Here is a 17,565-nt window from a genome sequence, read left to right as displayed (position 1 = left end):
CTCCCACCCCCGTGTTTCCGGCGGGCGAGTCGCGCTCTCCGAACGCGCGAGGCGAGCGTCTAACCGGCCGGCGAGGCGCGCTCCCACGCGGCCCACAGTCGGGCGTATTCACCGCCACGGCGAACCAGCTCGTCGTGAGCGCCCTCCTCGACCACCTTCCCGGCCCGGAGGACCACGATCCTGTCGGCGACGCGTGCCTGCGACAGGCGGTGCGCAACGACAACCGAGGTGCGGCCGCGGGTCGCCGCCGTGAGCGCGGCGTCGAGGCCAAGCGGGTCGTCGCCCCCGCCCTCCGCGGTCGCCTCGTCGAGCACCAGGATCGCAGGATCGCGCAGCAGCACTCGGGCGAGAGCGAGCTGCTGGGCGGCGGCACCGTCGAGCGCGAGGCCGGATGCGCCCACGCGGGTCTCGAGGCCCTCGTCGAGCTCGAGGAGCCACTCGGCCCCGACAGTGCGCACCGCGTCCGCGAGCTGCTGGCCGCTCGCCGCCGGTGCGCTGAAGCGCAGGTTCTCGGCGATCGTCGCCGCGAACACGTGGATCTCCTGCGTCACGAGCATCACGCTCGCGTCGCGCTCGCGGGCCGCCGCGGGCCGCCCACCCACGAGGACCGAACCGCCCGTCGGGTCGAACGCGCCGACGATGAGCTGCGCGAGCGTGCTCTTGCCCGACCCGCTCTCACCGACGAGCGCGACCCGCTCACCCGGCGCGACAGTCAGGGTGACGTCAGAGAGCTGCATCCGCTCGCCGTCGTAGCTGAAATCGACCGCGTCGACTGCGATGGCGGGCATCGCAGGTAGCGGCGACTGCGTTGCTGGTGCCAGTTCGACGAAGGGTGCAGGCGCCACGTCACCCTGACTGTCGCTCCCACGGTGCCGGCCGGCCCCGACGACTCCCACGAGCCGCGCGAGACCGACACCGGCGAGCTGCAGCTCGTCGATGCTCGACAGCAGCGATCCGATGGGGCCGAAGAGCGCGAGGAAGTAGAGGGCAGCAGCGGTCGCGCCGCCGATCGAGACGGCACCCGCCTGCACGAGCCAGAAGCTGACGATCAGGATCGCCGCGACGCCCAGGTACTCGCCCACGTTCAGGCGCCCGAAGAACGTCGTGCGGATGCGAGCCGCCTCGTACTGGAGGTCGATCGACCGCAGGCTGCGCGCATCCACCTCGGCGAGCTGAAGCGCTTGGCGGCGGTGCGCGCGAATCGTGTCGGCCCCGCTGACGCCCTCGATGATGACCTGTCCGCGCTCGGCCTCAGCGACCCGCATCTCCGCATATACGGGGCGGGAACGACGGATGAAGGACCACGTCGCGAGCACCTGCACGGGCACGGCCACCAGCGCGGCGAACCCGAGCCACGGGTTGATGGCGGCGATGCCAGCCAGGGACAGCACGATCATGAACGACGACTGCGTGACCGCAGGCAGCACGCCGGATGCGGCCTCGGTCACGGACTCGACGTCGCCGGTCACGCGCGACACGATGTCCGACGAGTCGGAGCTCTCGGCCTGGCTCGCGCGCATCCCGAGCACGACGCCCAGGGCGTCCTCGCGGAGGGAGCTCACGAGCTCCTGCACCACCGCGACGAGCAGGCGGATGCCCGCGTAGGCGAGCAGCGCTGAGACCGCCGTGACGACGAGCAGCAGCAAGCCGGGCGTGACGAGCGCGGCCACGCCGGCGCCTCCCGTGACGAGGTCGACGAGCCAGCCCAGGAGACGCGGAACGAGCAGCGTCGACGATGACCCGCCGAGGAGCAGCAGCACGACAGCGGCGATCCGCGTCCGGGATGCGCGCAGCAGGGCGGCGACGGCGTGCGCCGTCTCGCGGCCCGTCGCGATGGGCAGGAGGGCAGGCGTGCGCACTGTTGGCGCCGTCTTCGTGGTCATCGGCGGGCCAGTTCCTCGTCGGCGTGCGCTTCGTGGGCTTCGTTCCCCGCCCCGCCGCCAACCTTGCCGCCAACCTCGACGACCCGGTCGCAGGCGGCGAGCAGCAGGGGGCTGCGGGTGACGAGCAGCGTCGTGACCGGATGCTCGCGGAGCGATTCGGCGACACGCGCTTCGGTCGCCGGGTCCAGCGCGGAGGCGGGCTCGTCGAGCACCAGCACGCGAGCGTCACTCGCGAAGGCGCGGGCGAACAGGACGCGCTGGCGCTGCCCACCCGAGAGGCGACGGCCGCGTTCGCCGAGCTGTCGGTCCCACCCGAGGGCGGAGACCTCCGTGAGAGCCGCGCGCTCTGCGGCTGTATCTCGGCGTGAGCTGGAGTTCGTCGGACGCTCGCCCGCCGCCGCGAAAGCCCCAGCCGTCGTCCCTAGTGCTGGCACTTCTGCCAATCCCTCCGTCACCTGCGCCTCGAGAAACAGGTTCTCTTCGAGCGTCGCCGAGAAGACGGTGGCGTCGTGGGGTGGCGCGAAGACGAGGCGGCGGTAGGCGTCGGGGCCGATCGTGCGGGCGTCCAATCCCGCGACGGTCACCTCGCCGGCCTCGAGCGGAACCCGGAAGGCGAGTGTCGCCGCAAGGTCGCGTGCGGCCGCTGGCGTCGAGGGCTTGATGCCGACGAGCGCCCCTGGGGCCACGTCGATGAGGCTCCCGTCCGGTGCCCGCCACGCGAACGACGCGGGGGAGTCTGTGGAAGCGCGCACCGCATCCACGAGCCCGGCCCCGCCGGAGTGCGTGTCCTCGATCGGCACAGCGTGCTCCTCACCGAGCACCGCGACGACTCGGACCGCCGACGCGCGCTTGTGCAGCCAGTTGGAGGCGAAGGTGCCCACGTGCGCGAGCGAGCCCTGCAAGTACTGGCCGAGCCCGACGACGGCGACGAGCTCGCCGAGCGTGATCTGCCCCAGCGAGGCGAGTGCTGCCGCCGAGAACGCGAGGACCGCCAGGAACGCACCGGACGCGACACCGCTGACCGCGAGGTACCGCTGGATGCCGCGGTTCGCGGCGATCGCGCCGGTCTTCGCCTCCGCACTCGCGTCCCGGTACCGACGTGTGGCCTCCGGCTGTGCGCGGATGCCGCGGATGATGCGGAGCCCCGCGACGAGGTCAGTTGCGACGTCGCTGGCGGCGCTCGCCGATGCCTGCTCTCGGGCCCCTCTCGCTTCAATGGGCTTGGACGTCGCGTGCATGCCCACGAGGATCAGCAGCGACGCGACGAGCACCCCGATGCCGAGCGGCACCGAGATGGCGAGCAGCGCGGCGGACGATACGAGGATCGCCGCGGCGCTTGCCCCCTGCTGCACAACCGACCACGAGACGCCCGCGACTCGGTAGCTGTCGGAGGTCGTGATCTGCAGCAGCTCACCCGGGCTGCGGCGACTCGTGACCCCGTTCGGGTGCAGGACCCGCGTCAGCAGCGACCGCCGGAGCTCCAGCTCGCCGTGCCCGTAGATGCGCACCATGAGCCTCGCCGCCCACCGATAGGAGAAGGAGAGGACGAGGAAGTTCACGAGCAGCACGCCGAGCATCAGCGCGAGCTGGGCGACGTCGTCGGTGACGATGGCGCGGTCGATGATGACGCCGACGATGACCGGCACCAGCGCCTCGGCGGCTTCGTGCACGACGTAGCCGAGCGTTGCGAGCGTGAGTCGCCAGCTGCGCCCCGACGCGAACAGTGCGTCTCGCATGACGGATGCGGGGGTCGGGGCCTGGGGGTTCTCACGGGGCATCCGTCGATAGTAAGGTTCACCTAAGTCCCGCTAGCGATGCGTTCGGCCAACTTCTGTTGCGCTCCGGACAACCAGGAGATCCACCGTGTTCCAGGCGCTCGAATTCAGCCAAGGGCCTGCGACCGTCGAGGTCAGGCCCGTTGGCATCCCCGCACCGTTCCTCCTCACGACGGCCGTGCTCCCCGGCCCGAACCTCGGGGACCGGGAGCCGCACGTGCATCCCGAGGGCATGATCATGTGGCCGTCGCGCGGCAGTGTCGTGGTGCTCGTCGAAGGCGCCCTGCGCACGCTCGCCGTCGGGCAGGGCATCTGGGTGCCGCCCTTCACACCGCACACGATGGAGGTCGACGCCTCGTCGACCGGATGCTGCACCTACTTCACGAGCGACGTCGCCCCGGACTGGCCCTCGGTCGGCACCGTGCAGCTGGGCGCCGCCTTCCGCGAGCTGCTGCTGCACCTCGCCGAGTCGCCCATGCAGACCGACCAGCGCCTGCGGGCGCAGACGGTCGTCATCGAACTGCTGCCAGAGGCGACGAGCTACGTCGAGACGGTTCCCGTGCCCCGCGACGAGCGCCTCGCCCCGCTCGTGCGCCGCGTGCTGAACGACCCAGCTGACGATCGTGGCGTCGAGGCGTGGGCGTGGCAGCTGTCGCTGAGCGTCCGCACGATCGCCCGCATCTTCGCGTCGGAGGTCGGCATGACCTTCTCGCACTGGCGCACCATGGTGCGCATGGCCGCGGCCGCGCGGATGCTCGCCGACGACGTCCCCGTCGGCACCGTCGCGGGTCGCGTCGGGTACGCCACGACGAGCGCGTTCAGCGCCGCCTTCCGTCGCGCCATGGGGTCGAAGCCCAGCGACTGGCGGCCGTAGACCCGCGGCCAGCAAGGTGAGGCGTGAGGCGTCAGGCGTGAGGCGTGAGGCGTGAGGCGTCAGGCGTCAGCGTCAGGCGCGCGGCGCTCGGGGCCGGGCAGGAAGTGCATCTGCTCGAAGCGCCCGTACTTCACGACGAGGGCCTCGACGAGGTCGCGCTGGTCCTCGTCGTCGATGCGGATCTGCGTGTGCCCGTTGTAGAGGAGCAGGTCGTGGGCGTTGGAGAAGATGAGCCGCTCCCAGCGGCTCGACCAGAGTCGTCGCCCGCGTTCGTCGAACGCGACGATGTCATCGTCGGTGAGCGTCATCATGGCGACGCCGTCGCTGCCGCGCACGATGAGGCCGACCGGGAACTCGGTCTTCTCGTACTCCTCGAAGTACACGTTGAAGCCCACGAGGGCGAGCGGATACACCGAGCGCAGCTCCCGAGAGACGCGGGAGACGCGCACCTGCCGCACCTCCGGGATCTTCTCGGCGGCTTCAGTCGGAGCGTTGTCCCCGCTGGCAGCTGCGCCTGCGGTGTCGGCGTCTTCCGGCTGGGTGCGGTTGCCGTTGTCGGTGTCGTCCGCGGCTGGCTTCGGCGCGACCGGTTCCGGCTCGACCGGAATGGCGACGATGCTGCCGGGGGTGTGGCTTTCGCGCCAGAGCTCCCACAGGCGCTGCTCGCTTGCCGGGAACGAACCCGTTGAGGTCGCGTAGGGCTGGTCTTTGCCGATGACGCGGTGCGTGTACTGCCAGACGGGCAGGCGGCGCGGCCGGGGGCGGATGCTGAGGTCCCCGAACACCACGATCGTGGCGATCGCGATCACGGCGAGCACGAAGATGACGAGCAGCCCCCCGACCAGCTCACCTTGATTCACTCTCGAAGCGTAGCGCGGCGCGCGGGTGGCCCGCGGCCAGATGCGGTGGCAGGAACGCGACGCCGAGTGACCGCGGAACGATACGCCACGTCCGTAGGCTCGGTGTGTTGTGAGGTAACCCTTACTTCTCGCGTCTGCACTCTGTCGAATGGAGCCACCTTGACCTCGACTGTCACCCGCCGCTCGTCCGCCCCGACCCGACCTTCGACGCACCGTTCCGTGCACCGTCGCTGGACCGGGGCTCTCGCCGCCGCCACCGTCGGGGTGCTCGCGCTCGCGGGATGCGCATCCGGCGACGCTGCGGCAGCCGACGGAGTGATGGCGACGCCAGCGGAGGAGGGCGCCCTGCCAGTGACGATGACCCACGCCTTCGGCGAGACGACGATCACGGAGGCCCCCGAGCGCGTCGTGACCGTCGGCTGGGCGACGCAGGATGTCGTCGCCGCCTTCGGCACTGTCCCCGTCGGGATCCCCGAGACCTGGGGTGGCGATGAAGAGGGCTACTCGCCGTGGTTCCGCGCCGAGGTCGAAGAGCTCGGCGGCACGATGCCCGAGATCCTCAACTACAGCGACGCCGGGGACCTCGACTTCGAGCAGGTGCTCGCGCTCGCACCCGATGTCATCCTCGCCCCGCACTCCGGCCTCACCGAGGTCGAGTACAACCGCCTCACCGAGATCGCCCCCACCGTTGCGTACCCCGAGAAGCCGTGGGCTTCCGAGTCGTGGCAGTCGCTTGTCGAGATCGTCGGCGACAGCCTCGGGCAGCCCGCGAAAGCCGACGAAATCATTGCGGAGACCCAGGGTCAGCTCGACACCGTGAAGGAAGAGAACCCCAAGTTCGCGGACACGACCTTCGCGTACGGCCTCACCCTCAGCGACGGTGGGACGGAAGCCGGTATCTACATTCCGACCGACCTGCGCGTGCAGTTCCTCACCGACCTCGGCCTGCAGAACACGCCAGCCATGGACACCGTCCTCGGCACCGTCGAGGGCGACAACTGGTACGGCGCCGTCAGCCTCGAAGAGCTCGACACCATCCCCGCCGACCTCTTCGTCGCCTGGTCCAACAGCCCGGAAGAGCTCGAGTACACGCTGAACCACCCCACGTTCAAGCTGTGGGAGCCCATCGCCACCGGCAACTACCTGTTCCTCGAGAGCGAGCCGCTTGCCATGGCCACCAACGCGCCGACGCCCCTCTCCATCCCATGGGCCCTCGACGAGTTCGTCCCCATGCTCAACTCGGCGATCGACGGCAACGGAGTAGGCGGCGCAGAATGACCTATCGCACCGCGTCCGAAACCGAGGCGAGCGACTACGTCGAGCGCATCCACCGTGCTGTCGTCACGGGTGTCAGGCAGCTCGGACCCGGCATGATTCGGGTCACGCTCGGCGGCGACGACCTGCACGACTACCCCACGACGGGGATCGGCGACGAGTACGTGCGCCTCTTCTTCCCGGACGAGGCGCACCTCGAACCTCACCTGCCGTTCGTCTCCGGCCGCGGCTGGGACTACGAAGAGGGCGTCGAGCCATCGCAGATGCGCACGTACACGATCCGCGACCACCGGCCGGGTGAGATCGACATTGACTTCGTGATCCACGAGGGTGGCATCGCGAGCACGTGGGTGCTCGGTGCGAAGCCGGGCTACGTGCTCGGCATCAACCCGCCGCGCGACCTCTACGCGCTTCCAGAGGGCGTCACGAAGCAGGTGCTCATCTGCGACGAGCCCGCCCTCCCCGCCGCCTTGCGGGTGGCGGAGCTGACGCCGGACGTCGAGACGGAGATCGTCTGCGAGATCCGGGATGCGGGCTACGAGCTGTTCCCGTCCGTCGGTCTCAAGGCGGCGAACTGGGTGCGCGGCTCCGGCAACGGCCACCGCCCGAGCCGCCTCGTCGAGACCGTCAAGCGCCTCGACATCCCGAACGACGGCAGCGTCTACGTGTGGGTCGCGGGTGAGACGCGCGTGACCCGCGAGGTGCGCAGCCACCTCCGCCACACGCTTGGCCTGCCCGGCTCCGCGTACAAGGTCGTCGGCTACTGGACCTACGAGGTCGAAGCCTGGACGGCAAAGTGGGAGGCGCTCGACGAGTCGATCAAGCAGCAGATCATGGACCTCTACGGTGAGACCGAGAACGGCGAGCCCGAGATGGACGAGGAGGCCCGCATCGACGAGGTCTTCCGCATCTACGCCTCGGTTGGGCTCTAGCCGCATCGTGGTCGCAGTCAGCACTGCAGGGCCGCGGGCAGCAGGGCCTCGTCCAAGCTCGGGCGCCCGCGGCAGCCGCCCGGATTCCCGCGGTAGCGGCCTGGATGCTCGTGGCAGCGGCCTGGCGAGCAGTAACGCGAAGCGCACCCTGGCCCTGGTCATCGCCCTCGTGGTGCTGGCCGGAACGGTCGCGCTGAGCATCTTCGTGGGCGCCCGCGCCATCTCGCCCGACGTCGTCTGGGAGAGCATCCTCGGTTCGCGGGCGACGGAGGAGCACATCATGGTGCTCGACCTGCGCATCCCTCGCACCGTCGTGGGGCTCGTCGTTGGTCCCGCGCTCGGCCTGTGCGGCGCCCTCATCCAGGCGTTCACCCGCAACCCGCTCGCCGACCCCGGCATCCTCGGCGTCAACGCCGGGGCGAGCTTCGTCGTGACGCTCGCGGTCGGCATCTTTGGCTTCACCGCGCCCGGCCAGTACGTGTGGTTCGCCCTCATCGGCGCGTTCCTCGCGACCATGCTCGTCTACGCCATGGGATCCGTCGGCGGCGGCACGGCGACACCCTTGACCCTCACCCTGGCGGGGGTCGCGATCAGCGCCGTGCTGGGCGGGTTCACCTCGGCGATCGTGCTGAAGAACATCGACGCCCTCAATGTGACCCGCTTCTGGGGCGTCGGGTCCATCGGCGGCCGGTCCACGGACGTGCTCCTCACCTGCCTGCCCCTCATCCTCATCGGCGTGGTGCTCGCGCTGTTCTGCGCGCGCTCCCTCAACGCCCTGTCTCTCGGCGACGAGCTCGCCGCCTCGCTCGGGGTGCGCATCCGCTCGACCAGAGTGCTCGTGGTCATCGCCGTGACGCTGCTCGCCGGCACGGCCGTCGCGATCGCGGGCCCCATCGGCTTCGTCGGCCTCATGGTGCCGCACGTCGTGCGCTGGTTCGTCGGCCCCGACCAGCGCTGGATCCTCGTCATGTCGATCGTCATAGCCCCGATCCTCCTGCTGGCCGCCGACATTCTCGGTCGCATCGTGCTGCCCTCCGGCGAACTGCGGGTCGGGCTCGTGACGGCCATCATCGGCGCGCCCGTGCTCATCGGGCTCGTGCGCCGCAAGAAGGTGAGCGGGCTGTGACCGCGACGCGCGAGGAGAAGCCAGGAACCGCATCCGCGCCGAACCTCACAAGCGCTGCGCTCGGCGGAGCCCGCCGACCGATGAGTGGCCCAGCCACTGGTGGCATCGACTTCGGCGACCGCACCTACGCGGTGCGCTTCGGCCGGTTCTCGAACCTGCACCGCCGCCGCGCCGTCATCGTGTGCGGCGCGATCGTCGTCGCCATCCTGGCCCTCGGCGTCGTCTCGCTCGGCTACGGCACGCTGGCACTCTCGCCCGGCGAGGTGCTGGCGGCGCTCTTCGACGCGGATGCGTCGCGCGCGCACCGGCTCGTCGTGTTCGAGTGGCGCCTCCCGCGGTTCCTGTTCGCCGTGCTCGCGGGCCTCGCCCTCGGCGCGAGCGGCGCGATCTTCCAGTCGATCACCCGCAACCCGCTTGGCTCCCCAGACATCATCGGCTTCTCGACTGGCTCCTACACGGGCGCGATCATCGTGATGCTGTGGATCGGCTCGACCTCCTACTACGCGATCGGGGTGGGCGCTCTGCTGGGCGGGGCCGCCGTCGCGTTGGCCGTCTACCTGCTCGCGTATAGGAAGGGACTCCGCCCGTTCCGCCTGATCATCGTGGGCATCGGGGCGAGCGCCATGCTCGCCTCCGTGAACTCGCTCATGATGATGAGGGTCAGCCAGGAGGAGGCGATGCTCGCCGCCGTCTGGGGCTCGGGCTCGCTCAGCGCCCTCGGCTACGCGCAGCTGCTGCCGGCCACGCTCATCTTCGCCGCCCTCATCGTCGGGTGCGGGTTTCTCGGCCGCCCGCTCGCGGCCCTCGAGGTGGGTGACGACGCGGCGCTGTCGCTCGGCGTGCACGCGAACCGGACCCGCGCGTTCTCGACGCTCATCGGCGTCGCCCTCACGGCGCTGGTCACCGCCGCGGCCGGCCCCATCGCGTTCATCTCCCTCGCCGCGCCGCAGATCGCGCGGCGCCTCACGAACAGCGCGAGCCTGCAGCTCCTCCCGTCCGCGCTGGTCGGCGCGCTCCTCCTGGTGGCAGCCGACCTCGTCGCGCAGCTCGTCGACCTCCCCGTCGGCGTGCTCACCGTGTGCGTCGGCGGCATCTACCTCGCCTGGCTGCTCGTCCACGAGCAGACCACGAAGAAGGGACGTCAGTGATGACGATCGAAGCTCACACCGTTCCGGACACCACCCAGGCGAAGCCGGCCGCATCCGCTGCGAGCACAGTCGGTGCTGCCAGCGCTGCGGGTGTCTCCAGTGCTGCCGGCACCGCCGACCTGCGGGCCCGTTCCGTGCATGTCGGCTACGACGAGCAGCGCATCATCGAGGGCCTCGACTTCGAGGTGCCCGCGCACTCGTTCACGGTCATCATCGGCCCGAACGCGTGCGGTAAGTCGACGCTGCTGAAGGCCCTCGCGCGCTTGCTCAAGCCGAGCGACGGCAGCGTGCTGCTCGACGGCACCGACATCTTCACCCTCAAGACGAAGGACGTCGCCAAACGCCTCGGCCTGCTGCCGCAGACGTCGCTCGCCCCGGAGGGCATCCGCGTCGCCGACCTCGTCGCGCGCGGCCGGTTCCCGCACCAGGGCATGTTCGACCGATGGTCGGCGGCCGACGAGCGAGCCGTGACCGAGGCGATGGCCGCGACGAGAGTGGATGCGCTGTCGTCGCGCTTCGTCGACGAGCTGTCCGGTGGACAGCGGCAGCGCGTGTGGGTTGCCATGGCGCTCGCGCAGGAGGCGCCCGTGCTGCTGCTCGACGAGCCGACGACGTTCCTCGACATCTCCCACCAGTACGAGCTGCTCGAGCTGTTCCGTCGGCTCCGCGGCGAGGGGCGCACGCTCGTCGCCGTGCTGCACGACCTCAACCAGGCGGCCCGCTTCGCGACGCACCTCCTGGTCATGCGCGACGGCGAGATCGTCGCGCAGGGAAAGCCAGGCGAGGTGCTCACGGCGGGGCTCGTCGAGGACGTCTTCTCGCTGCCCTGCCGCATCATCGACGACCCCGAGACGGGCACGCCGCTCGTGATCCCCCGCGAAGGGGCGTGGGCGGAGTAGGGGCAGGTCTCTCTGCTCTTCTTCTCCCGTTCTCCTCTGCCGTTCTCATCTGTTCCGCTGTTGCTCCGCGCCTAGCCTGCGCAGTGCCGCCCTCTGCAGACCTGGGCCTCACGCATCCGCTTCGCGCAAGTTGGCTGCAGAAGCCCCAGGTCTGAGCCCGGCCCCTCTGCAGACCTTGGGGGTTGCGCATCCGCGTGGCGGGGAGTGGATGCGTGAGGCCCAGGTCTGTCCTGCGCGGGAGAGGGATAGAGCGCGGAGGAGGCGCGGAGGGGCGGCGGGAGACAGGGGAGAGGGTGCCACGGGGTGGCGCCGTTGGCCCTCTCCGAAGAAGAGTGGCGCCACCACGTGGCCATCGTGTGGTTGCCGCCGCCACAAGGAGGCGCAGCGGCGGCAACCCGATCAGGGGATCGAGGCCTGCTTACAGCCCCTGCGCGAGGCGGTAGTAGGCCTGGTTCCAGCGCACTTCCTTGCTGAACTCGCGCAGGGTGGTGTCGGCGTCGATGCGCAGCAGCTCGGTCTTCGCGATGGTCGCGAAGTCCTCGAACACGTCGATGCCAACGGCCGTCGACATGACCGTGTGGTGCGCGGCGCCCGCCGTCAGCCAGGCAGCGGCCGACACCTCGAACGACGGCTCCGGCTTCCACACGGCGCGGCCGACGGGCAGCTTCGGCAGGGGAGCGGTGGGCTCCACGACCTCGACGACGTTCGCAACGAGGCGGAACCGGTCGCGCATGTCGCTGAGGGCCACAACAACCGCGGGGCCGGGGTCGGCCGTGAAGACGAGGCGCACCGGGTCGTCCTTGCCGCCGATGCCAAGCGGATGCACCTCGAGGGTCGGCTTGGCCGTCGTCAGCGAGGGGCTCACCTCGAGCATGTGCGCGCCCAGGATGAGCTCGCTGCCCTCCGTGAGGTCGTACGTGTAGTCCTCCATGAGGCTCGCGCCACCGGGCAGGCCGGCGCCCATGACGTTCGCGGCCCGCACGAGGATGGCCGTCTTCCAGTCGCCCTCGGCACCGAAGCCGTAGCCCTCCGCCATGAGTCGCTGAACGGCGAGGCCCGGGAGCTGCTTGAGCTCGCCGAGGTCCTCGAAGCTCGTCGTGAACGCGCTGAAACCGCCAGCCTCGAGGAACGACCGCAGGCCAAGCTCGATGGCCGCGCCGTCGCGCAGCGACTGGTGGCGCTCCGCGCCGAGACGCAGCTCGGGGGCGACGTCGTACAGCTCCTCGTACTCGGCCACCAGCGCATCCACTGCCGCGTCATCGACCGCGGCGACGGCGTCGGCGAGCTCGTTGACGCCCCACGTGTTGACCTGCACGCCGAAGCGCAGCTCGGCCTCCGTCTTGTCGCCCTCCGTGACGGCGACGAAGCGCATGTTGTCGCCGAAGCGGGCGAGCTTCATGGTGCGCACCGCCTGCCAGGCGGCCGCGGCGCGCGACCAGCTGTCGATCTGCCGCGTCACGCTGGCGCTCGACGCGTGGCCGACGACCGTCTTGCGGGGGATGCCGAGGCGCGTCTGGATGTACCCGAACTCGCGGTCGCCGTGCGCCGCCTGGTTGAGGTTCATGAAGTCGAAGTCGATGTCGGCCCACGGCAGCTCCACGTTGGCCTGCGTGTGCAGGTGCAGGAGGGGCTTCGCGAGCGCGTCGAGGCCCTGGATCCACATCTTCGCGGGGCTGAACGTGTGCATCCACGCGACGATGCCGATGACGTTGTCGTTCGAGTTGACCTCGAGCGCGGCGCGGCGGATGGCGTCGGAGTCGGTGAGCACCGGCTTCCAGACGATCTTCACGGGCGTGTTCGGCGACTCGTTGAGAGTCTCGACGATGGCCTGCGACTGCTCGGCGACCTGACGCAGCGTCTCCTCGCCGTAGAGGCCCTGGCTGCCGGTGAAGAACCAGATCTCAGCCGTGTCGAAGGAAGTGGTGAGTGCGCTCAACTGAGGGCTCCTGTCGGGTCTTGTCCGTAGACGTTCTGGTAGCGGTCGAACAGCGAGTCGACGGCCTGCTGGGGGATGGGGTCAGGGCTGCCGAGCTGGCGGGAGATGTGCACGGTGCGGGCGACGTCCTCCACCATGACGGCGGCCTTCACGGCGTCGCGGGCGTCCTTGCCGATCGTGAACGGGCCGTGGTTCTTCATGAGCACGGCCCGCGAGCGGTGCCCGCGCAGCGTCTCGACGATGCCGCGCCCGATCGAGTCGTCGCCGATGATCGCGAACGGCCCGACGGGGATCTCCCCGCCGAACTCATCCGCCATGGCCGTGATGACGCAGGGGATGGGCTCGCCGCGTGCCGCCCACGCGACCGCGTAGTCGGAATGCGTGTGCACGACCCCGCCCACCTCAGGCATGTTGCGGTACACGTACGCGTGCGCCGCCGTGTCGCTCGAGGGGGAGCGCTCCGAGCCTGGCGTGCCCGGGACGACCTGCCCGTCGAGGGTGCAGAGGATCATGTTGTCGGCGGCCAGGTCGTCGTAGCTGACGCCGGACGGCTTGATGACGAACAGGTCCGTGCCCGGCACCCGGCCGGAGATGTTGCCGCCCGTCCAGACGACGAGCCCGTAGCGCACGAGCTCGTCGTGCAGGGCGGCGACCTCGGCGCGGATGGTGTCGATGCTCGCCTGCACTTCGGCTGTGATGGTCTGAGTCGTGATGCTCACGCGCTGACCTCCTCGTGGGTTGCGGGAACGGATGCGGCTGCGTCTGCTGTGGATGTGGATGCGGCTGCCTCGGCTGTCGATCCGTCGGCGAGCGCCTCGCGGCGGCGGCGCTTGAGGCGCTTCATGACCTGGTTCGCGCCCCGCCCGAAGTGGTCGTGCAGCAGGTCGTACTCGGCGTACAGCTCGTTGTAGGCGGCCACGGCGTCGGGGTTCGGGACGTACCGCGCGCGGGTCACCCGGCCCATGGCGGCGGCCGCTGCGCGCGCATCCGGGTACGCGCCTGCGGCGATCGCGGCGTGGATGGCTGAGCCGAGTGCCGGGCCCTGCGCGCTGTCGATCGTGGAGATCGGCATGCCGAGGATGTCGCTGTAGGTCTGCATGAGGAACGCGTTCTTGAGCAGGCCGCCGGCCGCGATGAACTCGGTGACAGGTACCCCGGAGGCGTTGAAGGTCTCGACGATCTTGCGCGTCCCGAACGCGGTCGACTCGAGCAGCGCACGGTAGACGTCCTCCGCCTTGGTCGCGAGCGTCGCCCCGACGAGCAGGCCGGAGAGCTCGTGGTCGACGAGTACCGAGCGGTTGCCGCTGTGCCAGTCGAGGGCGACGAGGCCGTGCGCGCCGACCGGCTGCGTGGCCGCGAGGTTCGTGAGGTGCTCGTGCACCGAGACGCCGAGTTCGGCCGCTGCCCGCTCGTAGCGCGCTGGCACCTGGTTCTCGACGTACCAGGCGAAGATGTCGCCCACGCCGGACTGGCCGGCCTCGTAGCCGTAGAGGCCCGCGACGATGCCGCCGTCCACGACCCCGCACATCCCCGGCACCTCGGCGAGGGTGTCGGAGCTCATGACGTGGCAGGTGGAGGTGCCCATGATGGCGACCATCTGGCCGGGTTCGGTCGCCGCGGCGGCCGGGGCTGTGACGTGCGCGTCGACGTTGCCGACCGCGACCGCGATGCCTTCAGGCAGGCCGGTCCAGGCTGCGGCCTCCGCCGAGAGCGTGCCGGCGGCGTCGCCGAGCTGGCCGATCTCGTGCGCGAGCTTCTCGTCCGCGAAGCCCGCGAAGTCGGGGTTGAGGGCGGTGAGGAACTCGCGGCTCGGGTACTCGCCGTCCTGCAGGATGCCCTTGTAGCCGGCGGTGCAGGCGTTGCGGATGTAGGTGCCCGTCAGCTGCCAGACGATCCAGTCGGCCGCCTCGACCCAGTGATCCATGGCGGCGTACACCTCGGGGTCCTCCTCGAGGAGCTGGAGGCCCTTCGCGAACTCCCACTCGCTCGAGATGAGGCCGCCGTACCGGGCGAGCCACGTCTCACCACGGAGTGCGGCGAGCTCGTTGATGCGGTCGGCGTGGGGCTGCGCGGCGTGGTGCTTCCACAGCTTCACGTAGGCGTGGGGGCGCGTCTCGAAGCCAGCGACCTCGTTGAGGGGCGTGCCGTCGGCGAGTGTCGGCACCATCGTGCAGGCCGTGAAGTCGGTGCCGATGCCGATGACATCCGCCGGGTTGATGCCCGCGTCGGCGATGGCGGCGGGCACGGCGACCTTGAGCACGTCGACATAGTCGCTCGGCACCTGCAGCGCCCACTCGGGCGGGAGCTTCTCCCCGGTTGCCGGGAGGACGCTGTCGACCACAGCATGCGGGTAGGGCAGCTCGCCGACGCCGAGCTCGGCGCCGTCCCGCACACGAACGACGACGGCACGGCCCGAGAGGGTGCCGTAGTCGACGCCGATGACGTAGGTGTCGCGCTCGCCTGGCCCTGCGTGGGCTGCGTCGTTGGCGCGCGATTCCGAGTTCGTCGCATGGCTCATCCTGGCGGTCTCCTTTGGCTCGACCGGACGTAATGTGATCGATCACACCACGGAGGAGCCGGGATGCGCAAGCCCGAGTCTGTCGGCGAGGCGCGCGGGCGGGTGCGCCGATTCCAGAGCTACAGTCGGCGGGTCGAGGCGCGCACGATGAGCTCCGGCAGCACGTCCGGGGCGCCCTGGGCTCCGTCGAGGAGTCGGGCAACGCACTGGGCTCCCGTCGCGGCGAAGTGCTGGCGCACGGTGGTCAGCGGGGGCCAGAAGTGCGCGGCCTCGGGGATGTCGTCGAACCCCACGACGCTGAGCTGCTCCGGCACGGAGACTCCGGCGTCATGCGCGGCGTGGAGCACTCCGAGGGCAGTCTGGTCGTTTGCGCAGAAGACGGCCGTCGCGTTCGACTCGAAGATGGTGGCGGCAGCGGCGTAGCCGGCTTCCGGGGACCAGTCCCGAGCGTCGACGTGCCGGGGCGTCAGTCCGCGAGACTCCATCTCGAGGCGGAAGCCCCGGAGGCGGGACGTGGCATCGATCCAGTCGCCGGGGCCGGCCAGGTGCACCACGTCGACGTGGCCCAGGTCGAGCAGGTGCGCGGTCGCGACCCGCGCGCCTTCGAGCTGATCCTCGGCCAGATCGACGCCCCCATCGCTCGTCCAGGTCTGCAGGGTCACGAACGGGATGCCCGAGGTCATGTTGCCGAGCACCTCGAGCAAGGGGGTCTGCGGCGCGACGGCGACGATGCCCTCGACGTTGAGGCTCGCCAGGTTTCCCAGCGCCTCCTCGATCGACGCGACATCGAGGCCGTCCGTCTGCTCGACGATCGTCGTGTATCCGCGCGTTCGTGCGGCCTCGGTGATGGCGATGATGCTCGAGGACGGGCCGTACTCGCCGCTGGCGGTCGAGAGGACGCCGAGTGTCCGGCTCCGCTTCGAGGAAAGTGCCCTCGCGGCGAGGTTGGGGCGGTAGTTGAGCTCGCCCATCGCGGTGAGAACTTTCTGCCTGGTCGCGGGCCGCACGCTCGAGTGGTCGTTCAGCACTCTCGAGACGGTCTGGTGCGAGACTCCCGCCGCCCGGGCCACGTCGAACACGCTGGCAGCCCGCTTCGGTTTCGTCGCATCCACAGGTCCGCTCGTCATTCGGCAATTATGCCCGCACGCGCGACGCTGCGCCGCCCGAATAACAATTCAGATTGACGGTTGCGCCCACCGGATGTGATCGATAACATTCCCGACAGATGCGAGGAAGCATTCAACTGCGCAGCGTCACGACCGGCCACGGCACGAGTGAACTGCTCTCAACGAGGAGAGACCAGCGTGAACAAGACAACCATCAGGACCATCGCCGGAATCGCGATGGCAGGGGCACTCACCCTGAGCATGGCGGCCTGCTCCGGCGGATCGGGTGACGCCCCCGCCGGGAGCGACGGCGAGCTCATCACCGTCGGCTTCGTCGCCGTCGGACCGGAAGGCGGATGGCGCACAGCGAACGAGCAGAACATCCAGGACTCGTTCTCGACCGAGAACGGCTTCGAGCTCAAATACGCCCCCGCCACCAACGGAGACCAGAACTCCCAGATCACCGCCTTCACCTCCTTCATCGACGAAGGCGTCGACGCCATCCTGCTCTCGGCAACCGAAGCAACAGGCTGGGAGAGCGTCCTCGAACGGGCCCAGGAAGCCGAGATCCCCGTCGTGCTCCTGGACCGCGGAATCGAGCCGAACGACGAGGCGCTCTACACGAGCCACATCGCCCCGGACAACGTGGGAATCAGCTCGGCTGCCGCCGAATGGGCGAACGGCCAGTTCGCGGACGGCGGCAACTACGTCGTGCTCGAGGGCCCTCCCGGCCTCTCCGTGGTCAACGACCGCAACAAGGGCTGGGACGAGAGCATCGACTCGAACCTGACGAAGCTCGAGAGCCAGTCGGCCAACTGGTCGACGGAAGAGGCGAAGAGCGTCTTCGAGACGATCCTCAAGTCGAACAGCAATGACGTGCAGCTCGTCTTCGCCCAGAACGACGAGATGGGCCTCGGCGCCGCCCTCGCCGTCGAGGAAGCCGGCCTCAAGCCGGGCACCGACGTCAAGATCATCACGATCGACGGCACCAAGGCTGCACTGGAAGCGCTTGCCGCCGGCCGCCTCTCGTTCGTCGCCGAGTACAACCCGCTCTTCGGAGACGTCGCCGTCGACGTCGTCAAGGCCGCAGTCGCCGGAGAGACCGTCGAGAAGAACATCGTCGTCGAGAGCGTCACCTTCGACTCCCCGGACGCAGCCACGGCCGCGCTCCCAGACCGCAAGTACTGACTCGAATCACGTTCATCGGTGCGCCACCGCTCTCTCGGCGGCGCA

14 protein-coding genes are annotated in these 17,565 nt (G+C 69.9%); 7 read left to right on the top strand and 7 right to left on the bottom strand.

The genetic code is table 11. From position 1 onward, the window contains the following. Positions 1 to 59: 59 nt before the first annotated feature. Positions 60 to 1,883: an ABC transporter ATP-binding protein gene (locus tag C5B97_RS02990; RefSeq protein ID WP_104310676.1), complete on the bottom strand. Its 1,824-nt coding sequence runs from the start codon at positions 1,881 to 1,883 to the stop codon at positions 60 to 62. Next, positions 1,880 to 3,661 (bottom strand): ABC transporter ATP-binding protein, encoded by a 1,782-nt coding sequence (locus C5B97_RS02985; RefSeq protein WP_219819756.1) that lies wholly within the window; start codon positions 3,659 to 3,661, stop codon positions 1,880 to 1,882. The genes C5B97_RS02990 and C5B97_RS02985 overlap by 4 nt, the downstream gene beginning before the upstream one ends. A gap of 85 nt (positions 3,662 to 3,746) precedes the next feature. On the opposite strand from C5B97_RS02985, the gene C5B97_RS02980 reads away from it, so the two are divergent. Next, positions 3,747 to 4,532, top strand: a complete 786-nt coding sequence (locus C5B97_RS02980) for an AraC family transcriptional regulator (RefSeq protein WP_104310675.1) — start codon at positions 3,747 to 3,749, stop codon at positions 4,530 to 4,532. Between the two features lie 59 nt (positions 4,533 to 4,591). On the opposite strand, the gene C5B97_RS02975 is transcribed toward C5B97_RS02980, so the two are convergent. After that, positions 4,592 to 5,392, bottom strand: coding sequence for a hypothetical protein (locus C5B97_RS02975; RefSeq protein ID WP_104310674.1), 801 nt, complete (start codon positions 5,390 to 5,392; stop codon positions 4,592 to 4,594). 159 nt (positions 5,393 to 5,551) lie between these two features. Here C5B97_RS02975 and C5B97_RS02970 point away from each other — a divergent pair, with 159 nt between their 5' ends. The 5 genes from C5B97_RS02970 to C5B97_RS02950 are packed head-to-tail and all read left to right on the top strand — an operon-like array spanning position 5,552 to position 10,772. Continuing rightward, positions 5,552 to 6,670, top strand: coding sequence for an ABC transporter substrate-binding protein (locus C5B97_RS02970; RefSeq protein ID WP_104310673.1), 1,119 nt, complete (start codon positions 5,552 to 5,554; stop codon positions 6,668 to 6,670). Beyond that, a complete protein-coding gene (locus C5B97_RS02965) occupies positions 6,667 to 7,599 on the top strand; it encodes a siderophore-interacting protein (RefSeq protein WP_181026884.1) in 933 nt (310 codons plus the stop codon). Before C5B97_RS02970 ends, C5B97_RS02965 begins: the two co-directional genes overlap by 4 nt. A 7-nt stretch (positions 7,600 to 7,606) precedes the next feature. Then, a complete protein-coding gene (locus C5B97_RS02960) occupies positions 7,607 to 8,725 on the top strand; it encodes an iron ABC transporter permease (protein WP_258067877.1) in 1,119 nt (372 codons plus the stop codon). Then, positions 8,722 to 9,873, top strand: coding sequence for an iron chelate uptake ABC transporter family permease subunit (locus C5B97_RS02955; RefSeq protein WP_258067876.1), 1,152 nt, complete (start codon positions 8,722 to 8,724; stop codon positions 9,871 to 9,873). The genes C5B97_RS02960 and C5B97_RS02955 overlap by 4 nt, the downstream gene beginning before the upstream one ends. After that, positions 9,873 to 10,772: an ABC transporter ATP-binding protein gene (locus tag C5B97_RS02950; protein ID WP_104310671.1), complete on the top strand. Its 900-nt coding sequence runs from the start codon at positions 9,873 to 9,875 to the stop codon at positions 10,770 to 10,772. Before C5B97_RS02955 ends, C5B97_RS02950 begins: the two co-directional genes overlap by 1 nt. 418 nt (positions 10,773 to 11,190) lie before the next feature. Here the strand turns inward: C5B97_RS02950 and araA are convergent, their stop codons facing one another. The 4 genes from araA to C5B97_RS02930 all read right to left on the bottom strand — a co-directional run bounded on the left by araA (position 11,191) and on the right by C5B97_RS02930 (position 16,353). Next, the gene (gene araA, locus C5B97_RS02945; protein ID WP_104310670.1) at positions 11,191 to 12,708 is read right to left on the bottom strand and encodes an L-arabinose isomerase; all 1,518 of its coding nucleotides are present in this window, start codon (positions 12,706 to 12,708) and stop codon (positions 11,191 to 11,193) included. Next, entirely contained in the window at positions 12,705 to 13,421 is a 717-nt protein-coding gene (locus C5B97_RS02940) for an L-ribulose-5-phosphate 4-epimerase (RefSeq protein WP_181026890.1), read from the bottom strand. Before C5B97_RS02940 ends, araA begins: the two co-directional genes overlap by 4 nt. A gap of 2 nt (positions 13,422 to 13,423) precedes the next feature. Continuing rightward, on the bottom strand, positions 13,424 to 15,226 hold the full coding sequence (gene araB / locus C5B97_RS02935) for a ribulokinase (protein ID WP_104310669.1): 1,803 nt from the start codon (positions 15,224 to 15,226) through the stop codon (positions 13,424 to 13,426). Positions 15,227 to 15,345: 119 nt separating this feature from the next. Continuing rightward, the gene (locus tag C5B97_RS02930; protein WP_104310668.1) at positions 15,346 to 16,353 is read right to left on the bottom strand and encodes a LacI family DNA-binding transcriptional regulator; all 1,008 of its coding nucleotides are present in this window, start codon (positions 16,351 to 16,353) and stop codon (positions 15,346 to 15,348) included. Between the two features lie 177 nt (positions 16,354 to 16,530). On the opposite strand from C5B97_RS02930, the gene C5B97_RS02925 reads away from it, so the two are divergent. After that, positions 16,531 to 17,520, top strand: coding sequence for an ABC transporter substrate-binding protein (locus tag C5B97_RS02925; RefSeq protein WP_307852801.1), 990 nt, complete (start codon positions 16,531 to 16,533; stop codon positions 17,518 to 17,520). The last annotated feature ends 45 nt before the right edge of the window (positions 17,521 to 17,565 follow it).

Source organism: Pseudoclavibacter sp. RFBB5, assembly GCF_002931555.1.
GTDB lineage: Bacteria > Actinomycetota > Actinomycetes > Actinomycetales > Microbacteriaceae > Pseudoclavibacter.
Note: the sequence above shows the minus strand (reverse complement) of the source record. Positions and strands in the feature narration are given on the sequence as shown.